Below are 20,356 nucleotides of genomic sequence, written 5' to 3' on the forward strand. Positions count from 1 at the left end.
GCCGGACCGGATCAGACGATCGGAGGTCGGAAAACGCCGGTAGCGGCGGCGGGAATCACGGACGCGGGCGCCGGGATCGGCGGCTGCTCGGCAAGACGGTGTTGCGCGGCGAACGGCACGCCATGCGCCACCGCCAGGACCGGGAACGCACAGGCGCAGCAACCCGAACCGGTGCCGCAATCGCAGTCGCGATGCGGCGAGCCGCCCTGGCCGTGCGAACTGTCGTCTTCGCAATCCAGATCGACGGCGAGCGCGTCGTTCGATTCGGCGCCGATGCGGGTCGCGGCGGCCACGGCGCCCTCGGCGGCCATGGCGCTGGACGCCCACAGCGACAGCGTGCCCTCGAGGCAGAACGCCACGATCAGGAGGCAACGCAGTAATGTGCCGAGGGAGAGCATAGGCTTGCTGTGGCAAGAACGCTCCGATGAAATAGCACGACAAAAAAGCGCATGTCAACCGCGTGACTCATGCCATGCCGAATGTGTCGCTTGGCGCGGATAACGCTGCGCCTGCAGGCCTTCGCGACGGCGGCCGCACGCCGCACTGCATCGATACGGCTCGGCATGGACTGCCGATTCAGCTGCAAATTCGGTCGCAGATTCAGCCGGAAAAATACCCCGCCACACCGGCGCCGATGGCGGTGCGCAAAGGGTTGTCGGGGTCGGACAGCAGCTTCACTGTCAGCGCAAGACAGATCACTACCAGCACCGGCCGAACCGCGCGCGCGCCGAAGCGCATCGCGGCATGCGCGCCGACCTGGCCGCCGGCGACGCTGGCCAGCGCCATCGCCAGTCCGACCGCCCACAGCACGTGCCCGCCGACGATCATCACCGCCAGCGCGGCCAGATTGCTGGCCAGGTTGAAGAATTTGGTCTGCGCGGTCGCGCGCACCACGCCCAGGCCGCCCAGCGCGACCAGGGTGGTCGCCATGAAGGAGCCAGTGCCGGGGCCGAAGAAACCGTCGTAGACGCCGATCAGCGCGATCAGCGCCGCCAGTGCGAGCGGACCGACGCGCTGGTGGCTGTCCTCGTCGCTCATGCGCGGCGCAAGCAGGAAGTACACCGCCATCGCGATCAGCAACAAGGGAATCACGCCGCTGAGGAACGAGGGGTCCAGCCTTTGCAGCAACCAGGCGCCGCCCGCCGAGCCGACGAAGGCGCCGGCCGCGGGCAAGGTGTAGCGCCGGAAATCGATATGCCCCTTGCGCGCGAATGCGATCACCGCGCTGGACGTACCGATCGCGCTTTGCAGCTTGTTGGTGGCGATCGCCGCGACCGGCGGGATGCCCACGGCCATCAGCGCCGGGATGGTCAGCAGCCCGCCGCCGCCGGCGAGCGCGTCGATGGCGCCGGCGACGAAGGCCACGGCCATCAGGAAGGCGATCGCCTCCAGCGAGAACTCCATGCGCGACCGACCTAAGCAAGGGCGCTCATTGTCTCCGCTGCGCGCCGGGAATGGAAAGGCCGTGAGCGCCGGACGCGGGTGTCGCCGCAGGCTCCAGTCGCACAGCGACGATCGGCGCTATCGCTTAGGCCGGCTCGCGGTGCGTGACCACCAACTGGACCGCGTCGCCGCCGCGGTAATCGTCCGGCTCCAGGCGATAGGCGATGCGTACCCGCGCCGGCGGCGCGTCGCCGTTCCAGCCGCCGAACTCGATCGCGTTGAGGCGCCGGCCCTGGTGGCCGAGTTCGAGCTTGAGGTGGCGTTCGCCGACCACGCGCCAGCCCAGCACCGGAAACTCGCCGTCGAACTGCGGCTCCGGGAAGCCCTGCCCCCACGGCCCGCCGTCGCGCAGCGACTCGGCGCTGGCGCGGTCGAACTCGCCCGCGTCCAGTTCGCCGTCGCTGAGCACGTCGGCCTGCAACAGTTCGGGCGTGAGCATGGCGCCGGCGCAGCGTTCGAACGCGGCACGGAACGCCTGCAAGGCATCGCGGCGCAAGGACAGGCCGGCGGCCATGGCGTGACCGCCGAAGCGTTCGATCAGCTCGGGATGCCGCGCGGCCACGTCGGCCAGCGCGTCGCGGATATGGAAGCCCGGGATCGAGCGCGCCGAACCGCGCAAGGCATCGCTGCCGGGTTCGGCCGGCGCGAACGCGATCACCGGCCGGTGCAGGCGCTCCTTCATCTTCGAGGCGACCAGCCCGACCACGCCGGGATGCCAGTCCTCGTCGAACAGGCAAACGGCGAGCGGCGCATGCACCGAGTCCAGCGCGACCTTCGCGAAGGCGAGCGCGGCCTCGTCGGTCATCTGCTGCTGGACCGCACGGCGCTCGGCGTTGATCTCGTTGAGGCTGTGGGCGATCTCGCGCGCCTGGCCCGGGTCTTCGGTCAGTAGGCATTCGATGCCCAGCGCCATGTCTTCGAGGCGGCCGGCGGCGTTCAGGCGCGGCGCCAGCGCATAGCCGATGTCGCTGGCGGTGAGCCGGCGCTCGTCGCGCTGCGAGACTTCGATCAGCGCGCGCAGTCCCGCCCCGCCCTGCCCGGCGCGCAGGCGGCGCAGGCCGGCCGCGACCAGGGCGCGGTTGTTGGCGTCCAGCGGCACCAGATCGGCGACGGTGCCGACCGCGACCAGGTCCAGCAAGACCTGCAGGTCGGGGCCGTTGCCCTCGCAGCGACCCTGCTGGCGCAACACGCGGCGCAGCGCCAGCAATACGTAGAACATCACCCCGACCCCGGCCAGGGCCTTGCTCGGGAATGCGTCGCCGGGCAGGTTGGGATCGACGATGGCGTCCGCGGGCGGCAGCGTTTCGCCAGGCAGATGGTGGTCGGTGACCAGCACCTGCCAGCCGCGCGCCTTGGCCGCGGCGATGCCGGCATGGCAGGCGATGCCGTGATCGACGGTGACCAGCAGGTCCGGTTGCAGCGCCGCGAGTTCGGCCACCAGCGCCGGCGACAGGCCGTAGCCGTGGACCATGCGGTTGGGCACCGCATGCGAGACCCGGCGCGCGCCGAGCATGCGCAGGCCGCGCACGCCGACCGCGCAGGCGGTGGCGCCGTCGCAGTCGAAATCGCCGACCACGACGATGTGGCGGTCGCCGGCGATGGCGTCGGCGAGCAGGGTCGTGGCCGCGTCCAGCCCGCTCAATCCGTCCGGCGGCAACAACTGCGCCAGGCGCGGCTGGGCCTGTTCGATCGCGATCGCGCCGCGCGCGGCGTACACGCGGCGCAGCAGCGGCGACACGCTGTCGGGCCAGGCGCCGGGGTCGGCGATGGCGCGCCGCAGCAGACGGGCGGCTTCGTTCATGGGCGCGGCTTCGTGGTGCGCTGAATCATGGCTGCAGCGAGCGCAGCGGGCGGCGCCAGAAACGCCAGCGCTGGCCGCGCGCGAGTTCGAAGGCTTCGCCGTCGGCGAAATCGAGCGCGATCCGGCCGATCCGGCCGGCGTCGAGTTCGGCCGCCAGCGGCGCCAGCCAATCGCGTTCCAGCGCCTGCAGGTCGCGCGCACGGCGCAGGTCCACGGCGAGATCGCCCTCGCCCGCACTCCAGCGCGGCGGCAACGCGGCGGCATCGGCGCCGGCGAGCGCGCCCAACGCGGTCAGGGCCTCGTCGTCGCTGTAGATGCGCGCGTAAGTCGTACGCACGTGATCCGGCAGCACGCCCGCGCCCCAGAACCACAGCGAGTTCACCGGCGCCAGGCCGGCGGCGATGCGCGCGGCGTTGCGCGGATGGTTGTGCAGGGTCACCTGCGCCTCGCTCAGCAGCGAGCGCCAGCGCCGGCCCTCGGGGCTGCTGTCGGCGGCATCCGGCAGGTGCTCGAACAGGTCGGCGCCGAGCGCGGTTTCCGGCGTCGCGAACACCGGCAGCCGGGCGCCCTGCGGCAGGCGCAGGTACCAGCGCGACGGCACCGGCGCGTCGATGGTGAAACCGGCGTCGCCGAACAAGGGCTTGAGGCTGCGCAGGAAATCCGCGGCCGCGGCCTCGTCCAAGGCCAAGGCCTGGCCATACGAAAGCAGGCGCGCGCCGTTGAGGTCGGGACGCACGTAGGCCGGATCGGCACGCAGCCAGGCCGCGTGAGCGGCATCGCGGGCATCGCGCTGGCGCGTGGCCGCGGCCACCGGCCAGCCGCGCGGCAGCACGTCGAGCACGCGCGCGAGCGGGTCGCCCGTGCGCGCGACGCGGTCGGCGCGCGCGAGCCGGCGGCCGAGGTCTTCGGACAGGCGTTGCCCGCCGAAGCGTTCGCGCTCGGGCAGCAGCAGGGTGGCGGTCGTGGCGGCGGTCATGCGCGGCCTCGCGGTCGCTGCCTGCTCAGCCGGCGTAGCTGACGCCGACGATTTCGTACTCGTGGGTGCCGCCCGGCGCTTCGATGACGACGCTGTCGCCCTCGTGCTTGCCGATCAGGGCACGCGCGACCGGCGAGGAAATCGCGATCAGGCCCTGTTTGATGTCGGCTTCGAGGTCGCCGACGATCTGGTAGGTGCGTTCCTCTTCGGTGTCGACATTGGCCAACTCGACGGTGGCGCCGAACACGATCTTGGAACCGGCGTTGAGCGTGGACACGTCGATCAGCTGGGCGTGCGAGAGCTCGGATTCGAGCTGTTTGATGCGGCCCTCGATGAAGCTCTGCTGCTCGCGCGCAGCGTGGTACTCGGCGTTTTCCTTGAGGTCGCCGTGCGCGCGCGCTTCGGCGATCGCGTTGATCACGGCCGGTCGCTTGACCGACTTCAGCTCTTCCAGTTCCGCGCGCAGGCGCTGCGCGCCCTTCACCGTGATCGGTGCTCTCATTTCGTCGTTCCTCGTGCCGGCCGACGGCCGGCCGCATCCGTTTGCAAAGTTCGATTGTGCCGCGAACGCGGCCGCTTGGCACCCCGGAGGGCGCCGTCGGGAAAATCGGGCGAAAACCCGCTCTGGCGCGGCGGGCGACCGGGACGCGTCCGCGTCCCGTATCAGCATGGAGACGCGTTCCGCGTCCCGTACCAGCCCGGAGACGCGGAGTTCCGCGTCCCCTGCAGGCTCAGGCCGCGCCCTGGATCTGCGCGTGCAGCTCCTGCAACGACCACACCGGGCCCTGGCCGCGGTAGTCGAGCGAGTTCACCAGGGCGCGCGCGCCGGAGACCGTGGTCGAGTACGTGACCCGCCCCTGCAACGCCTCGCGGCGGATCGAGAACGAGTCCGAGATCGCCTGGCGGCCCTCGGTGGTGTTGATGATGTAGACCAGCTCGCCGTTCTTGATCAGGTCGACCACGTGCGGACGGCCCTCGGTGACCTTGTTGACCAGCTCGCAGCTCACGCCGTTCCCGCTCAGGAAGGCCTGGGTGCCGCTGGTGGCGACCAGGCTGTAGCCGCGGCGCACCAGTTCCTGGGCCACCGGCAGCACGCGCAGCTTGTCCGGATCGCGCACCGACACGAACACCTTGCCCACCGGCGGCGCCTTGATGCCGCCGGCTTCCTGGGCGCGCGCCATGGCCGCGCCGAAGTTCTTGCCCACGCCCATCACCTCGCCGGTGGAGCGCATCTCCGGGCCGAGGATCGGGTCGACGCCCTGGAACTTGGCGAACGGGAAGATCGCTTCCTTGACCGAGTAGTAGTCCGGCACGATCTCTTCCAGCGCGCCCTGCGAAGCCAGGGTCTGGCCGACCATGCAGCGCGCGGCGATCTTGGCCAGGGCCATGCCGGTGGCCTTGGACACGAACGGCACCGTGCGCGAGGCGCGCGGGTTCACTTCGATCAGGAAGATGGTGTCGCGGCCTTCGGCGTCGGTCTGGATCGCGAACTGGGTGTTCATCAGGCCCACGACCTTCAGCGCCTTGGCCAGGGCCACGACCTGCTCGCGCAGCTTTTCCTGGGTCGCCGCGCTCAGCGAGTACGGCGGCAGCGAGCATGAGGAGTCGCCCGAGTGCACGCCGGCTTCCTCGATGTGCTCCATTACGCCGCCGATCAGCACGTGGCCTTCGCGGTCGGCGATGATGTCGACGTCGACCTCGACCGCGTTGTCGAGGAAGCGGTCCAGCAGCACCGGCGAATCGTTGGAGACCTTGACCGCGTCGCGGATGTAACGGGTCAGGTCGGCATCGGAGTAGACGATTTCCATGGCCCGGCCGCCGAGCACGTAGCTCGGGCGCACCACCATCGGGTAGCCGATCTGGTTGGCCAGCATCAGCGCTTCGTCGGGATTGCGCGCGGTGCGGTTGATCGGCTGCGCCAGGCCCAGATCCTGGACCAGCTTCTGGAAGCGCTCGCGGTCCTCGGCCAGGTCGATGCTGTCCGGGGTGGTGCCGATGATCGGCACGCCGTTGGCTTCCAGCGCGCGCGCCAGCTTGAGCGGGGTCTGGCCGCCGTACTGCACGATCACGCCCTTGGGCTTCTCGAGGTCGGCGATCTCCAGCACGTCTTCCAGCGTCAGCGGCTCGAAGTACAGGCGGTCGGAGGTGTCGTAGTCGGTCGACACGGTCTCCGGGTTGCAGTTGACCATGATGGTTTCATAGCCGTCCTCGCGCAGGGCGAGCGCGGCGTGCACGCAGCAGTAGTCGAACTCGATGCCCTGGCCGATGCGGTTGGGACCGCCGCCGAGCACGATGATCTTGTCGCGGTTGGTCGGCTGCGCTTCGCACTCGTCCTCGTAGGTCGAGTACATGTAGGCGGTGGTGGTCGCGAACTCGGCGGCGCAGGAGTCCACCCGCTTGTACACCGGGCGCACGCCGAAGGCGCGGCGCAGGGTGCGCACGGCGGTTTCGTCGGTGCCGGTGAGCTGGGCCAGGCGCGCGTCGGAGAAGCCCATGCGCTTGAGCGCGCGCATGCGCGCCTTGTCGAGCGCGGCCAGGCCGGCCTCGGCGACGCTGCGCTCGGCGGCGATCAGCTCCTCGATCTGGTCCAGGAACCAGGGATCGACGAACGACAGCGCGTGCACGTCCTCCACGCTCATGCCGGCGCGGAAAGCGTCGCCGATATGGAACATGCGCTCCGGGCCCGGTTCCTTGAGCTCGCGGCGCAGCTTGGCCATGTCGACCTCGCTGCTCAGGTCCAGGCCGGTCGGGTCGAGACCGACCTTGCCGGTCTCCAGCCCGCGCAGGGCCTTGTGCAGCGATTCCTGGAAGGTCCGGCCCATCGCCATGACTTCGCCGACCGACTTCATCTGCGTGGTCAGGCGCGCGTCGGCCTGCGGGAACTTCTCGAACGCGAAGCGCGGAATCTTGGTGACGACATAGTCGATGGTCGGCTCGAACGAGGCCGGGGTGGCGCCGCCGGTGATCTCGTTGCGCAGCTCATCCAGGGTGTAGCCGACCGCGAGCTTGGCCGCGATCTTGGCGATCGGGAAGCCGGTGGCCTTGGACGCCAGCGCCGAGGAGCGCGACACGCGCGGGTTCATCTCGATCACCACCACGCGGCCGTCCTGCGCGTTGATGCCGAACTGGACGTTGGAGCCGCCGGTGTCGACGCCGATCTTGCGCAGCACCGCGATAGAGGCGTCGCGCAGGCGCTGGTATTCCTTGTCGGTCAGGGTCTGCGCCGGGGCGACGGTGATCGAGTCGCCGGTGTGCACGCCCATCGCGTCGAAGTTCTCGATCGAGCACACGATGATGCAGTTGTCCGCGGTGTCGCGGACCACTTCCATCTCGAATTCCTTCCAGCCCAGCACGGACTCCTCGACCAGGATCTCGTGCACCGGCGACAGTTCGAGGCCGCGCTTGGCGATCTCCTCGAACTCTTCCTTGTTGTAGGCGATGCCGCCGCCGCTGCCGCCGAGGGTGAAGCTGGGGCGGATGATGGTCGGATAGCCGACCCGGGTCTGGATATCGACGGCCTGCTCGAAGGTGCGCGCGACCTCGGCCTTGGGGCATTCCAGGCCGATCTCGGCCATCGCCACGCGGAACAGCTCGCGGTCTTCGGCCATGCGGATCGCGTCGCGCTTGGCGCCGATCAGCTCGACGTTGTACTTCTCAAGCACGCCGTGGTCGGCCAGGTCCAGGGCGCAGTTCAGCGCGGTCTGGCCGCCCATCGTCGGCAGCAGCGCGTCGGGCTTTTCCTTGGCGATGATCTTCTCGACCGTCTGCCAGTTGATCGGCTCGATGTACACCGCATCGGCCATGTCCGGGTCGGTCATGATCGTGGCCGGATTGCTGTTGACCAGCACCACGCGATAGCCCTCGTCGCGCAGCGCCTTGCAGGCTTGCGCGCCGGAGTAGTCGAACTCGCAGGCCTGACCGATCACGATCGGCCCGGCGCCGATGATCAGGACGGTTTTGATGTCGGTACGCTTGGGCATTGTGTCACTCGAGGATCGTGGAGGGCGGTACGTCGCAGGTATTCATCGCACCCAGCATCAGCTTCAGCACCAGGCGGGTGCCGACGTCCTTGCCGGAGTCGCTGTTTTCCTGCGACGACTTTGCAGGGTCGAACGCTTCGCCGATGCCGACCAGCTCGCGCAGCGGCGCGTGCTTGGGTTCGGTGATGAACTCGACGAACGAGAGCATCTGATCGGCTTTCAACTTCTTCATCACTTCGGTCGGTTCGACCTTCTTGCCGCCCTGGGCTTCGCTGACGCCGGCGTTGATGAAATCGGCGAACACGCCGGCGGCACCGCCGTCGAGCAGGGCCAGGTCGGCGCCGACCCGGTCCGGGTTGGCGCGGGCGTAGTCCAGCGCCTCGGCGCGCTTGGAGCGGCGGTAGCCGGTGGACGAAAGCTCGTTGCGCAGGCAACCCAGCTGGGTCGGGCTGACCTTGTCGGCCTTGCCCTGCAGCGGCCACTGGGCGTCGGCCTTGGCCGCATCGTCGAGGATCTTGCCGAACGGCAGCATCTGCATCATCACGTCGGTCAGCCGGTCGGCCTGGGCATCGGCGCTCTGCGCGGACGCGGCGAACGGCAGCAACGCGAACAGCGCGGCGGCGACAGCGGTATTGCAGCGGGCTTGCAGGGTCATTCCTTGTCTCCGTTGAGTTCGCGTCGCGTGGTTACGGGTGAGTGCCATATCAGTACCACCGGTCCTGCCAGGCCGCCGGCGGCAGCCAGGTGATCTGGCCGTCGGTCTGGGCGTCGATCGCGCCTCGGCGCACGGCGTCCAGCACGGCGTCGTTCATCGCATCCCAGTCGCTCGCACCGGCACCGATGCGGGCGCCGATGCGGTTGTTGTGCGCATCCATGGCGCGGCTGCGATTGCCGTGGCCGTCGCGCTCCATCGCCCAGGTGACCCAGTCGACCAGCCGCGGCGACACGGTGTAGGCGACCACCGCGCTGGCCAGCGAGTGCCGGTAGGCGTCGGCCGGACCGTTGCGGCCGCCCGGCAGATCGACGGCGAAGAAATGCGAGTACACCGCGATCAGCACGAAACCCGGATAGGCCGCGGCCAGCGCGCCGGCGATCAGCCAACGGCGCCAGCGGCGCCTCGGCTTGCTCGGTGCGGAGGCTGCGTTCACATCAGGCCTTGGGCATCTCGACGCCGCAACGCTGGCTCACGCGCTGGCCGAGTTCTTCGAGCTGGGCAGGACTGACGTCGGCATCCGGGAAGTCGCGCTCCAGCACCTTGCCGGCCGGGCTCTGCATGAACTCGACGACCTGCAGCATCTCATCGGCTTCCATGTCCTTGAAGAACTGGACCGGCTCGGCCATGGGCGTGCCGTCGACGGCGTTGTCGATATTGGCCTTGACCTGCTCGCGCATGCCGGCGACGAACTTGGCGCCGCCCTTGGTCTGGCCGAAGCTCGTCCAGGCCGCGATGGTCTCGCCGTCGCCGAACAGGCTGCGGAACGAATCGAGCATGCTGGTCTTGAACCTGGGCAGCAGCTCGCCCTTGATGCAGCCGCGCTCCTGCTCGCTGAGGCGTTCGAATGCTTCGCTCTTGTCGATCTTGCCGGCGATCACGCGCTCGATGGCGACGTCGAAACCCAGCAGTTGCTGGATCTGCGCGACCTCGGCGTCGGTCGGCGGCGCGGCGACGGCCGGACCCGACAAAGCCAGGCCCGCGACCAGAGCGGCGGCGAACGCGAACGGCTTCACCGCGCCGACTCCATGCTGGCGACGAAGCGGTCGAACAACGGCGCCACGTCGTGCGGGCCTGGGCTGGCTTCCGGATGGCCCTGGAAGCTGAAGGCCGGCGCGTCGGTGACTTCGATGCCCTGGTTGCTGCCGTCGAACAGCGAGCGGTGGATCACCCGCACGTTGCCGGGCAGCGAGGCTTCGTCGACCGCGAAGCCGTGGTTCTGCGAGGTGATCATCACCCGGCCGCTATCCAGGTCCTGGACCGGGTGGTTGGCGCCGTGGTGGCCGAACTTCATCTTCAACGTCTTGGCGCCGGTGGCCAGGCCGAGCAGCTGGTGGCCCAGGCAGATGCCGAAGGTCGGGACCTTGCGCGCCAGGAACTCGCAGATCGCCGCGATCGCGTAGTCGCAGGGCTCCGGATCGCCGGGGCCGTTGGACAGGAACACGCCGTCGGGATTCAGCGCCAGCACGTCCGCGGCGGGCGTCTGCGCCGGCACCACGGTCACGCGGCAGCCGCGCTCGGCGAGCATGCGCAGGATGTTGCGCTTGACGCCGAAGTCGTAGGCGACGACGTGGAAACGCGGTTCGGCCTGGACGAAGGCGTTGGCGTCCAGGTCGAGCTGGCCGTCGCGCCACTCGTAGCGCTCGCGCGTGCAGACTTCCTTGGCCAGGTCCATGCCCTTGAGGCCGGGGAACTTGCGCGCGGCTTCGATGGCGCGGGCCGCGTCGATGCCCTCGCCCGCCATCAGCGCGCCGTTCTGGGCGCCGCGGTCGCGCAGCAGGCGGGTCAGTTTGCGGGTGTCGATGTCGGCGATCGCGACCACGCCGCGCTCGGCCAGCCACTGCGGCAGCGCGACCCGGCTGCGCCAGTTGCTGGGGCGACGCGGCACGTCGCGCACGATCAGGCCCGAGGCCCAGACTTGGCCGGCTTCGTCGTCCTGGTCGGTGCAGCCGGTGTTGCCCACGTGCGGATAGGTCAAGGTGACCAACTGGCGCGCGTAGGACGGGTCGGTGAGGATTTCCTGGTAGCCGGTGATGGCGGTATTGAAGACGACTTCGCCGACGCTGAGGCCGGGCGCGCCTACGGAAACGCCCTCGAATACGGTGCCGTCTTCGAGAGCGAGGATTGCGGGTTGGGTCACGGGGGTCGCCTTGGCTGCCGGGGATACTGACCCCGTCCAGCGCGCACCGGTAAAACCGGCTTGCAGCAAAACACGGACGCGGTGCGGGACCGGTCCGGCGGGCGGGGTTCAGGCGAGCGAGAATTCTAGCGGCGATGGCGTCCGAGTGCCAGCGCTGCGTCCACGCAGAAACAGGCCGGACCAGGCGGTTCGCGCGCGCGCGATGCCGGCCGCGCGCTTGATCGCGGGCGCGCAAAGCCCGATTCGGCGAGCTCGGACGCTCTTATGCGGCCCTTGCGCCCGCCCGCGGCGAGGTGAACGCGGGCTGGACCGGTGCCGCCGCGCGTGCGCCGGCTACAGGTTGGGGAACATCAACTCCGCCAGGCCGTAGCGGCCCGGGGCCTGACGGACCACCCGCAGCGCTGCCTCCAGCGCCCCGCGCGCGAAGATGTCGCGGTTGCTCGCGCGATGGATCAGCTCCAGGCGCTCGCCGGCGCTGGCGAACTGGACCGTGTGCTCGCCGACGATGTCGCCGGCGCGCAGGCTGGCGTAATGCGGGTCGCGGCCGCTGCCGATCTCCACCGCCCGGCCCAGATGCAGGGCGGTGCCCGAGGGTGCGTCCAGCTTGCGGGTGTGGTGGGCCTCGACGATGTCGCAGTCCCAGGCCGGCAGCGCGGCCGCGGCGCGCCGCACCAGCTCGGTCAGCACCGCCACGCCCAGGCTGTAATTGGCCGCCCAGACCACGGCGATGCGCGCCGAGGCGGCCTCGATGGCGCGGTTCTGCTCCGACGACAGCCCGGTGGTGCCCGAAACCAGGGCCCGGCCGCGCTCGGCGCACAGCGCCAGCACCGGGTCGAAACCCTCGGGCAGGCTGAAATCGATGGCGACGTCGAACTCGGGCACGCCGCCTAGTTCGCTGGCGGCGAACTGCGGCACACCGTCGACCACGCGCTGGGCCGGCGACTTGCGCGAGGCCGCAGCGACCACGTTCAGATCGTCGCGCTCGGCGGCCAGGCGCAACAAGGCCTGGCCCATGCGGCCGGAGGCGCCGTGTATCAGGATTCGGGTGGTTTCGCTCATGCACGCAGGCTAACGGCTGGGCCGGAGTTTCCACAAGCGACCGCGCATGGCCGGATCGCCGTTCATGCGTCGGCGATTTCCGCTGCGCCCCAGCCCTGCGAGTCGCCGAAGCGATGCAGGACCTGCAGCCATGCCGCGGCGGCGGCCGCATCCGACAGTTCGACGTGGATACGGGCCTGCGGCCGTTGCGGGTCCCAGTCGCTGCCGCGCACCCGGCAGACCGCGCCGTCGCGGCGGCCTTCCCAGTAGCGGTCGAAGGCCTGGCCGGGGCCGGTCTTCTCGATCAGGCGGTAACGGGCGATGCCCAGGACGGCGAACACCCGGCTGGCCGCCGCCTGCAGACTGCAGGCATGGCGGCCCGGCGCGAAGGCCAGTTCATGGGTACGTGGCGGCATGCGCTCTGCCTGCGGCGGTGGCGGGACGGCCCGAGCGCCGCGGCGGCGCCCACCAGCGGGAGCGGCGCTCGGCCTTGAGACCCATCGGCACCGGCTGCATGCCCTGCCCGCCTACTGGTACACCACCTGCGCCTTCAGGTTCGGCAGTACCTTTTTGGCGAAGACCTGGAACTCGCGGCCGTACTCCGGCGTGCACAGCGGCCCCGGCGTGCCGTCCACGAACACTCGCTTGGCTTCGAGCACGTTGCCCTTGAGCGTGTAGTTGGCGTGGTAACTCAGGCCGCCGGACTCGATCGCCAGATTCGGCGGCACCGCGATCACCTTCATGCCGGCCGGGAACTCGATCCGGTAGTTCTCCTCCGAACGCCCGCCGGTGCAGGCGGTTTCGCCTTCCTCGCTGCGGTCTTCGTTGGCGTCGGCCACGAAGGACGCCACCGGCATCGCGTTGAAGAAAATCGATTGCAGCGGAAACGCGCCCGGCACCGGCAGCATCTGCTGGACCTCGAATTCGGCGTCGTACTTGTGGCGGTCGATCAGGGCCTTGGGATCGTCCTGGCGGAAGCTGCCGGTGGCGACCAGGCCGCTGGCCTGGAAGAAGTTCTTGACCACGTCCCTGGCCTGCTCCTGGGTCAGATCGCGCAGGCCGGAACGCAGCGCGATCGCCGGATGGCCGCTGACCTCGACTTCGACCCGACCTTTGACCGAGCCGTCCTCCTGCACGGTCAGGCGGGTGTCCATGCGCTGGCGATTGCGCTCGGACGCGTAGGCCGGCGTCTGCGCCTTCAGCTCGGGCTGGTCGATGCGTAGCACCGGCTTGCCCAGCAACGTGACCGGCAAATCGCCGAACGGGATGCCCTTGGCGGTGGCGTCGACGTACAGGTCCAGGCCCGGCAGATAGTTGAGTACATGGTTGACGCTGGAGGCGACCGGGATGTCGGGCAGCCGATAGACGTTGCCGGCATTGACCAGGGCCTGGGTCGCCTCGATGCCCTTGGCCGCCATCAGCGCCTGCAGCAGGGTCGCATGGTCCTTGCAGTCGCCGATGCGGTTGTCGAGCACGAAGTCGAGATCGCGCGGCACCACCGCGCCCAGGCCGATGCAGTTGCCGCCGTAGTGGATGTTGGTCGACACCCATTCGTACAGCGCGCGCGCGACCTCGCGCTGGTCGGTCTTGCCGGCGGCGATCTCGTCGGCGAGCGTGCGCACGCGCGGCGTCGGCGCGGCCTTGGGCAGCGCGCGCGCCGCGTAGGCGCGGGCGATGTCGCCGTAGCTGCGGAAGGTCGAGTAAGCGAAGCCGGGGAACTGCTCGACCTGGTAGACCGAGTAGTTCCGGCGCTTGCTCTTGACCGGGCTGCGGTTGCTGTAGCTCCACTCGACGATGCGGCGGCCGCCGACGGTTTCGTCGCGCACCTGCTTCATCGTGCCCCAGGCGCGCTGCTGGGCCCACATCGCGGCCGGCGCGTCGATCTTGATCCGCACGTCGCCCTGGTACTGGTTGCCGCCGTAGCTGCCGAGCTCGGAGAACTGGCTCTCGAACATCGGCTGCTTGCCGACCAGGCGGTAGGCCAGCACCAACGTGTCGCCGGCGGCGACGTCGGGGAACACCAGACTGGTGGTGGCGATGTCGGAGAACGCCGGGCCGCCGCCGTTGCGGCCGTCGTTGGTCTCGACCTGGTAATTGGACTTGGGCACGTCGATGCGGCGGCCGTCGGCCTTGCGCGTATAGGCCTCGATCACGTCGAGTTGCTGGATGCTGGCGCTGTAGCTGATCGATTCGCGCTTGGCGTATTCGACCGCGCGCTCTTCGATCACCTTGACCTCGGTCTCGCGCTGCTCGACGTAGCTGCCGTCGGCCTGGACCACATAGCTCAGGTAGGCGCGTTCGCTGCGCAGCGGCTCCTCGGCGGCGGCTGGCGCGGCGGGTGCCTTGGCCCCGGCCGGCGCGGCGGCGGGTGCCGCGTTCTGAGCCGTGGCCGTCGCGGCCGCCAGTGCAAGACCGATCGCGGCGCACAGCCGCAGTGTTGCGATACGCATCCCTTCCCCCTGTCCTTGTCGAAATATTCCTGCCCAGGCCGTGCGCCGTGCATGTCGCCGCAGGCCGGCCGGCCGATGCGGGACGTTCTACCACATCGCCAGGGCGAGGCTGAGACCGGCCCGGCGCAAACGCGGCGACGCTCCCGGAGCCGGCGCCGCGCGGACACGAAAAAGGGGCCGTAGCCCCTTTCGTCGTTGCGATGCTCCAGCGTCGGCTTCAGGAGATCATGCGGTCCCAGAAGCCCTTGACCCCGTCGATGAAGGTCGACGAGCGCGGCGAATGCTTGCGCGCGCCTTCGCCGATGAAGGTGGCTTCGAACTTCTCCAGCAACTCGCGCTGCTCGACGGTCAGGTTGACCGGCGTTTCCACCACCACGCGGCAGTAGAGATCGCCGGGCTTGCGGCTGCGCACCGACTTCACGCCCTTGTCGCGCAGGCGGAACAGCTTGCCGCTCTGGGTCTCGAACGGGATCCGCAGTTCGACATCGCCGCCCAGGGTCGGGACCCGGATGGTGTCGCCGAGCGCGGCCTGGGAGATCCGGATCGGCACTTCGCAGTGCAGGTCGTCGCCGTCGCGCTGGAAGATCTCGTGCTCGCGCACGCGCACTTCCACGTACAGGTCGCCAGGCGGCGAACCGGCCGGGCCGGCCTCGCCTTCGCCGGTCAGGCGGATGCGGTCGCCGTTGTCGACGCCGGCCGGAATCTTGACCTGCAGGGTTTTGGTGCGCTCGACCCGGCCCTGGCCGTGGCAGTCCTGGCAGGGGTCGGCGATGGTCTGGCCGCGCCCGCCGCAATGCGGACAGGCCTGCTGCATCGAGAAGATGCCGCGCTGGAAACGGACCTGGCCGCGGCCGCTGCAGGTGGCGCAGGTTTCGAGCTTGCCGTCGGCCGAACCCGAGCCGTCGCAGGTGTCGCATTCGTCCAGGGTCGGGATTTCGATCTGCTTGTCGAGCCCGCCGACCGCTTCCTCCAGCGACAGCTCCATGACGTAGCCGATGTCGGCGCCGCGGCGCGGACCGCGCTGGCCGCCGCCGCCGAAGATGTTGCCGAAGATGTCGCCGAAGATGTCGCCCATGTCGGCGTAGCCGGCGCCGCCACCGCCGCCACCGCCCATGCCGTGTTCGAACGCGGCGTGGCCGTGCTGGTCGTAGGCGCGGCGACGGTTGGCGTCGGCCAGCACCTCGTAGGCTTCCTTGCACTCCTTGAACGCGGCCTCGGCGGATTTGTCGTCGGGGTTGCGGTCGGGGTGGTGCTTCATGGCGCAGCGGCGATAGGCCTTCTTGAGGTCTTCGTCGCTGGCGTTGCGGGCCACGCCCAGCACTTCGTAGTAATCGCGTTTGCTCATGAGGCCGGGAGTCGAAGTTCGGGAATCGGGATTCGTTGCAGCGGGAAAGCTAGGAACAGAACGGGAGCGAGAACGGCGGAAGGAGCGGGAAAACCCGCCCCTTCCGATCCGCGATCCCTAATCCCGAATCACGGCTTCTGATCGTCCTTGACCTCGGTGAACTCGGCGTCCACCACGTCCTCGGACTTGGCGCCGCCGCCGGCGTCGGCACCGGGCTGCTGCGACTGCACCGCCGCTAACAGCGCCTGCGCGGCCTCTTCCAGGGCCTTGGACTTGGCCTCGATCTGGCCCTTGTCGTCGCCCTTCATCGCGGTTTCGAGTTCGGCGATCGCGCCCTCGGTGCGGCCGATCGCGTCGCCCGGCAGCTTCTCACCGTGCTCCTTGATCGTGCTGCGCGCCATGTGGATCAGGCCGTCAGCCTGGTTGCGGGCCTGCACCAGGTCGTGGAACTTCTGGTCTTCCTCGCGGTTGGCTTCGGCGTCGGCGACCATCTTGGCGATCTCGTCCTCGGACAGGCCCGAGCCGGCCTTGATCTCGACCTTCTGTTCCTTGCCGGTCTTCTTGTCCTTGGCCGACACGTGCAGGATGCCGTTGGCGTCGATGTCGAACGAGACCTCGACCTGCGGCATGCCGCGCGGCGACGGCTCGATGCCGGCCAGATCGAAGCGGGCCAGCGACTTGTTGTAGCGGGCCTGCTCGCGCTCGCCCTGCAGCACGTGCACGGTCACGGCCGACTGGTTGTCCTCGGCGGTGGAGAAGGTCTGCGAGGCCTTGGTCGGGATGGTGGTGTTCTTCTCGATGATCTTGGTGAACACGCCGCCCAGGGTTTCGATGCCCAGGCTCAGCGGGGTCACGTCCAGCAGCAGCACGTCCTTGACGTCGCCGGCCAGCACGCCGCCCTGGATCGCCGCGCCGATGGCGACGGCTTCGTCCGGGTTGACGTCCTTGCGCGGTTCCTTGCCGAAGAACTCGGCCACGGCCTGGCCGACCTTGGGCATGCGGGTCTGGCCGCCGACCAGGATCACTTCGCTGATGTCGGTGCCGCGCAGGCCGGCGTCGTTCAGGGCGATGCGGCAGGGCTCGATGGTCTTCTTGACCAGGTCCTCGACCAGCGACTCCAGCTTGGCGCGGGTCAGCTTGATGTTGAGGTGCTTCGGACCGGAAGCGTCGGCGGTCACGTACGGCAGGTTGACCTCGGTCTGCTGGGCGCTGGACAGCTCGATCTTGGCGCGTTCGGCCGCGTCCTTCAGGCGCTGCAGGGCCAGCGGATCCTTGCGCAGGTCGATGCCCTGATCCTTCTGGAACTCTTCGACCAAGTAGTCGATGACGCGCTTGTCGAAGTCTTCGCCGCCCAGGAAGGTGTCGCCGTTGGTGGCCAGCACCTCGACCTGCATTTCGCCGTCGACCGAGGCGATCTCGATGATCGACACGTCGAAGGTGCCGCCGCCCAGGTCGTAGACCGCGACCTTGCGGTCGCCGCCCTTCTTGTCCATGCCGTAGGCCAGCGCGGCCGCGGTCGGCTCGTTGATGATGCGCTTGACTTCCAGGCCGGCGATCTTGCCGGCGTCCTTGGTCGCCTGGCGCTGGCTGTCGTTGAAGTAGGCCGGCACGGTGATGACCGCTTCGGTGACCGGCTCGCCCAGGTAGGCCTCGGCGGTCTTCTTCATCTTGGCCAGCACTTCGGCCGAGATCTGCTGCGGCGCCATCTTCTTGCCGTCGGCGGTCGCGACCCAGGCGTCGCCGTTGTCGTGCTGGACGATGCCGTAGGGCACCAGGTCCAGGTCCTTCTGCACTTCGGCGTCGGTGAACTTACGGCCGATCAGGCGCTTCACCGCGTAGAAGGTGTTCTTGGGGTTGGTGACGGCCTGGCGCTTGGCCGAGGCGCCGACCAGGACTTCGCCGTCCTTGGTGAAGGCGACGATGGACGGCGTGGTGCGATCGCCCTCCGCGTTCTCGATGACCTTGACGTTGCCGCCTTCCATGATCGCCACGCACGAATTGGTCGTGCCGAGATCGATGCCGATGATCTTGCCCATGGTGTTGCTCCCTCTCGAATGCTTTTAGATGGTGCGGCTGCCGTTACGGCGCCGATGTGCGTTATTTGGGGTCCGCCTGCGGGCGGTTCAAGCGCCCTGCCCCGCGCCCTTCATCCGGGCCGGGCCTGCGGCGGGCGCCGCTCAGGCGTCCTGGCTGACCACGACCAGCGCCGGGCGCAACAGACGCTCGTTGAGCAGCCAGCCCTTCTGGTAGACCTGGACCACGTGGTTCGGGGCGACGCCAGGGGCCGGGACCATGCTCATGGCCTGGTGGTGTTCCGGGTTGAAGGCCAGGCCGGTCGGGTCGACCGCGACCAGGCCGTTGTCGGCGGCGACCTTGAGCAGCTGGCGCAGGGTCAGTTCCATGCCTTCGCGCAGCGCGCCGGCATCGCCGCCGGCCGCGGCCAGGCCGGCTTCCAGGCTGTCGATCACCGGCAGCAGCTCGCCGAGCAGGCGCTCGTTGGCGAACTTGCGCGCCATGTCGATGTCGCGCGCCAGGCGCTTGCGTTGGTTGTCGAGTTCGGCGCGCTCGCGCAGCGCGTCCTCGCGAACCTGGGCCAGTTCGGCGCGCAGGGTCTCGGCCTCGTCCGGCGTGGCGGCCGCGGCCGGCTCGTCGAGGTGGAGTTCGGAGTTGGGGTCGGAGTGGTTCATGCTGGGTGGGTCCTGGCGGGTCATCCGCGACTGGGGCAGCTATTGGGGCCGTGCCCGGACCGTTCAAGTGCGCGGGCTGCCGAAGTGCCTCGATCTGCAGCGATCGTGCGGCAACGGCAGCGAGCACCGCTGTTCGGCGACGTTTTTGGGACGATGAACGGCCTCACCGCCTGAATAGTCAGACCGACGCCGCTATTGGCGGCGGCCAGGACCGTCGCTCCGGCGCCGCTCCGGCGCCGCTGCGCCATCGTTTCGCCAGCGCTTCGGTGCCGCTTCCGACTGCTTTGGGGCAGCGGTGGCACAAGCCACGACCGCTCCGACCGGCCTACCGCGCCCGCCCCGGCTTCGATAGCGCCCCCGTGTAGGAGCGGCGTAAGCCGCGATTGCGGAAATCGGAACCCTGCTTCCGATGGCTTCGGGGCACAATCCAAGCGCCGGCGTCCATCGCTTCGGCATCGCGGCTTACGCCGCTCCTACAGGAAGCAGGTGACGCGCGTCGGCATCGCGGCTTACGCCGCTCCTACAGGAAGCTGGCCGCGCGCGTCGGGTCGCGGCCCACACCGCTCACACATAAAGCGCCTGACGGCGCCGCTCAGCCCTCGGGCTTGAACGCATCGCCCAGCGCGTCCGCGGCGGCCTGCACCACCGGGATCACCCGCTCGTAGGCCATCCGGGTCGGGCCGATCACGCCCAGCACGCCGAGCACGTGGCCGCCGGCGGTGTACGGCGCGGTCACCAGCGACACGCCTTCCAGCGGCGCCAGGCCGGTTTCCTCGCCGATGAAGATGCGCACGCCGGGCGCATGGATGGTGCGCTCCAGCAGTTGCAGGATCTCGCGCTTGCGGGCGAAGGCCTCGAACAGCTCGCGCAGGCGCTCGACGTCGGACAGTTCCTGCACGCCCATCAGCCGGGTCTGGCCGGCCAGCACCATGTCGTCGTCGCGGTCCGGCGCCAGCGCCTGTTCGGCCAGCTCCACCGACTGCGCCAGCAACGCGGCCATCTCCGACTGCGCGCTGCGCAGCTCGTGCAACAGGGTCGCGCGGATGTCGGCGACCGGGCGCCCGGCGAAATGGCCGTTGAGGTAGTTGGCGACCCGCTCCAGCTCGCCGGCGTCGTAGGGCCGCTTGGTCTGGATGATGCGGTTCTGCACGTCGTGATCGGCGAACACCAGGATCGCCAGCACCCGTTGCGCATCCAGCGGCACGAAATCGATGCGCCGGAACGCGAACTGCTCGCGCTTGGGCACGCTGACCACGCCGACGAAATGGGTCATCGCCGACAGCAGCTCCGAGGCGCTGCCGAGCAGGGTCTGGGTGCCCGAACCGGCCGGCAGCTCGTTGCGCAGCCGGGCCAGGTCGCCCTCGGGCAGCGGCCGCACCTGCAGCAGGGAATCCACGAACAGGCGGTAGCCCTGCGCGGTCGGTATGCGCCCGGCCGAGGTGTGCGGCGCGCTGAGCAGGCCGGCGTCCTCCAGGTCGGACAGGATGTTGCGGATGGTCGCCGCGCTCACGTCCAGGCCGGCATGCCGCGCCAGCGTCTGCGAGCCGACCGGCTCGCCGCTGTGGATGTAGCGCCCGATCAGCGTGCGCAGCAGCTGCCGCGAACGCGGGTCCAGGCTCAGGTCGGAAGGACGGCGGTTCATCGCTGTCGATATAAGCACGCAGGGCGTTCGGCGCAAGCGCCGGTCTCAGCCCCGGAGACTGTTCCGCCCCACAGTGGCGGCATCTCCCGCTGGCCCGGTCATCCGCGACCCGGCACAATCGCCGCTCCACAACGCCGACCAC

General features: G+C 69.4%; 17 protein-coding genes. All 17 read right to left on the reverse strand.

The annotated features are described in order from the left end of the window. Positions 1–11 precede the first annotated feature (11 nt). The 17 genes from ASD78_RS15115 to hrcA all read right to left on the reverse strand — a co-directional run bounded on the left by ASD78_RS15115 (position 12) and on the right by hrcA (position 20,214). A complete protein-coding gene (locus ASD78_RS15115; RefSeq protein ID WP_056102805.1) occupies positions 12–398 on the reverse strand; it encodes a CopL family metal-binding regulatory protein in 387 nt (128 codons plus the stop codon). 202 nt (positions 399–600) lie between these two features. Beyond that, positions 601–1,404 carry a TSUP family transporter gene (locus ASD78_RS15120; protein WP_056102808.1) on the reverse strand — a complete coding sequence of 268 codons (804 nt, stop codon included), beginning with the start codon at positions 1,402–1,404 and terminating at the stop codon, positions 601–603. Between the two features lie 124 nt (positions 1,405–1,528). Continuing rightward, positions 1,529–3,244, reverse strand: coding sequence for a single-stranded-DNA-specific exonuclease RecJ (gene recJ / locus ASD78_RS15125; protein WP_056102811.1), 1,716 nt, complete (start codon positions 3,242–3,244; stop codon positions 1,529–1,531). Positions 3,245–3,269: 25 nt separating this feature from the next. Continuing rightward, complete coding sequence (locus ASD78_RS15130) at positions 3,270–4,220, reverse strand: hypothetical protein (protein ID WP_056102814.1); 951 nt, start codon at positions 4,218–4,220, stop codon at positions 3,270–3,272. A 25-nt stretch (positions 4,221–4,245) separates the two neighbouring features. Continuing rightward, on the reverse strand, positions 4,246–4,722 hold the full coding sequence (gene greA, locus ASD78_RS15135; protein ID WP_055901640.1) for a transcription elongation factor GreA: 477 nt from the start codon (positions 4,720–4,722) through the stop codon (positions 4,246–4,248). A 229-nt stretch (positions 4,723–4,951) separates the two neighbouring features. Continuing rightward, positions 4,952–8,200, reverse strand: a complete 3,249-nt coding sequence (gene carB / locus ASD78_RS15140) for a carbamoyl-phosphate synthase large subunit (RefSeq protein WP_055901643.1) — start codon at positions 8,198–8,200, stop codon at positions 4,952–4,954. 4 nt (positions 8,201–8,204) lie between these two features. Beyond that, on the reverse strand, positions 8,205–8,855 hold the full coding sequence (locus tag ASD78_RS15145; RefSeq protein ID WP_056102817.1) for a hypothetical protein: 651 nt from the start codon (positions 8,853–8,855) through the stop codon (positions 8,205–8,207). 49 nt (positions 8,856–8,904) lie between these two features. Further along, positions 8,905–9,297, reverse strand: coding sequence for a hypothetical protein (locus ASD78_RS15150; protein WP_055901749.1), 393 nt, complete (start codon positions 9,295–9,297; stop codon positions 8,905–8,907). Between the two features lie 52 nt (positions 9,298–9,349). Continuing rightward, entirely contained in the window at positions 9,350–9,928 is a 579-nt protein-coding gene (locus tag ASD78_RS15155) for a hypothetical protein (RefSeq protein WP_056102819.1), read from the reverse strand. Then, positions 9,925–11,052: a glutamine-hydrolyzing carbamoyl-phosphate synthase small subunit gene (gene carA / locus ASD78_RS15160; protein ID WP_056102822.1), complete on the reverse strand. Its 1,128-nt coding sequence runs from the start codon at positions 11,050–11,052 to the stop codon at positions 9,925–9,927. The genes ASD78_RS15155 and carA overlap by 4 nt, the downstream gene beginning before the upstream one ends. A 333-nt stretch (positions 11,053–11,385) precedes the next feature. After that, positions 11,386–12,111, reverse strand: a complete 726-nt coding sequence (gene dapB, locus ASD78_RS15165; protein ID WP_082559595.1) for a 4-hydroxy-tetrahydrodipicolinate reductase — start codon at positions 12,109–12,111, stop codon at positions 11,386–11,388. 62 nt (positions 12,112–12,173) lie between these two features. Beyond that, complete coding sequence (locus ASD78_RS15170; RefSeq protein WP_056102825.1) at positions 12,174–12,506, reverse strand: hypothetical protein; 333 nt, start codon at positions 12,504–12,506, stop codon at positions 12,174–12,176. Positions 12,507–12,617: 111 nt separating this feature from the next. After that, positions 12,618–14,540, reverse strand: coding sequence for a DUF3857 and transglutaminase domain-containing protein (locus ASD78_RS15175; protein WP_056102826.1), 1,923 nt, complete (start codon positions 14,538–14,540; stop codon positions 12,618–12,620). A 217-nt stretch (positions 14,541–14,757) separates the two neighbouring features. Next, positions 14,758–15,885 (reverse strand): molecular chaperone DnaJ, encoded by a 1,128-nt coding sequence (dnaJ, locus tag ASD78_RS15180; protein ID WP_055901666.1) that lies wholly within the window; start codon positions 15,883–15,885, stop codon positions 14,758–14,760. A gap of 128 nt (positions 15,886–16,013) precedes the next feature. Then, positions 16,014–17,921, reverse strand: a complete 1,908-nt coding sequence (gene dnaK, locus ASD78_RS15185) for a molecular chaperone DnaK (RefSeq protein ID WP_055901670.1) — start codon at positions 17,919–17,921, stop codon at positions 16,014–16,016. A 141-nt stretch (positions 17,922–18,062) separates the two neighbouring features. Then, on the reverse strand, positions 18,063–18,572 hold the full coding sequence (gene grpE / locus ASD78_RS15190; RefSeq protein ID WP_055901674.1) for a nucleotide exchange factor GrpE: 510 nt from the start codon (positions 18,570–18,572) through the stop codon (positions 18,063–18,065). Between the two features lie 592 nt (positions 18,573–19,164). After that, positions 19,165–20,214 carry a heat-inducible transcriptional repressor HrcA gene (gene hrcA, locus ASD78_RS15195; protein ID WP_056102829.1) on the reverse strand — a complete coding sequence of 350 codons (1,050 nt, stop codon included), beginning with the start codon at positions 20,212–20,214 and terminating at the stop codon, positions 19,165–19,167. Between the last annotated feature and the right edge of the window lie 142 nt (positions 20,215–20,356).

Source organism: Lysobacter sp. Root667 (assembly GCF_001427715.1).
Taxonomy (GTDB): Bacteria; Pseudomonadota; Gammaproteobacteria; order Xanthomonadales; family Xanthomonadaceae; genus Lysobacter.

Coding starts and splice junctions, on each gene's coding strand:
- ASD78_RS15115 (WP_056102805.1), bottom strand. CDS start 398: ATGCTCTCCCTCGGCACATTACTGCGTTGCCTCCTGATCGTGGCGTTC.
- ASD78_RS15120 (WP_056102808.1), bottom strand. CDS start 1,404: ATGGAGTTCTCGCTGGAGGCGATCGCCTTCCTGATGGCCGTGGCCTTC.
- recJ (WP_056102811.1), bottom strand. CDS start 3,244: ATGAACGAAGCCGCCCGTCTGCTGCGGCGCGCCATCGCCGACCCCGGC.
- ASD78_RS15130 (WP_056102814.1), bottom strand. CDS start 4,220: ATGACCGCCGCCACGACCGCCACCCTGCTGCTGCCCGAGCGCGAACGC.
- greA (WP_055901640.1), bottom strand. CDS start 4,722: ATGAGAGCACCGATCACGGTGAAGGGCGCGCAGCGCCTGCGCGCGGAA.
- carB (WP_055901643.1), bottom strand. CDS start 8,200: ATGCCCAAGCGTACCGACATCAAAACCGTCCTGATCATCGGCGCCGGG.
- ASD78_RS15145 (WP_056102817.1), bottom strand. CDS start 8,855: ATGACCCTGCAAGCCCGCTGCAATACCGCTGTCGCCGCCGCGCTGTTC.
- dapB (WP_082559595.1), bottom strand. CDS start 12,111: ATGAGCGAAACCACCCGAATCCTGATACACGGCGCCTCCGGCCGCATG.
- ASD78_RS15170 (WP_056102825.1), bottom strand. CDS start 12,506: ATGCCGCCACGTACCCATGAACTGGCCTTCGCGCCGGGCCGCCATGCC.
- ASD78_RS15175 (WP_056102826.1), bottom strand. CDS start 14,540: ATGCGTATCGCAACACTGCGGCTGTGCGCCGCGATCGGTCTTGCACTG.
- dnaJ (WP_055901666.1), bottom strand. CDS start 15,885: ATGAGCAAACGCGATTACTACGAAGTGCTGGGCGTGGCCCGCAACGCC.
- dnaK (WP_055901670.1), bottom strand. CDS start 17,921: ATGGGCAAGATCATCGGCATCGATCTCGGCACGACCAATTCGTGCGTG.
- grpE (WP_055901674.1), bottom strand. CDS start 18,572: ATGAACCACTCCGACCCCAACTCCGAACTCCACCTCGACGAGCCGGCC.
- hrcA (WP_056102829.1), bottom strand. CDS start 20,214: ATGAACCGCCGTCCTTCCGACCTGAGCCTGGACCCGCGTTCGCGGCAG.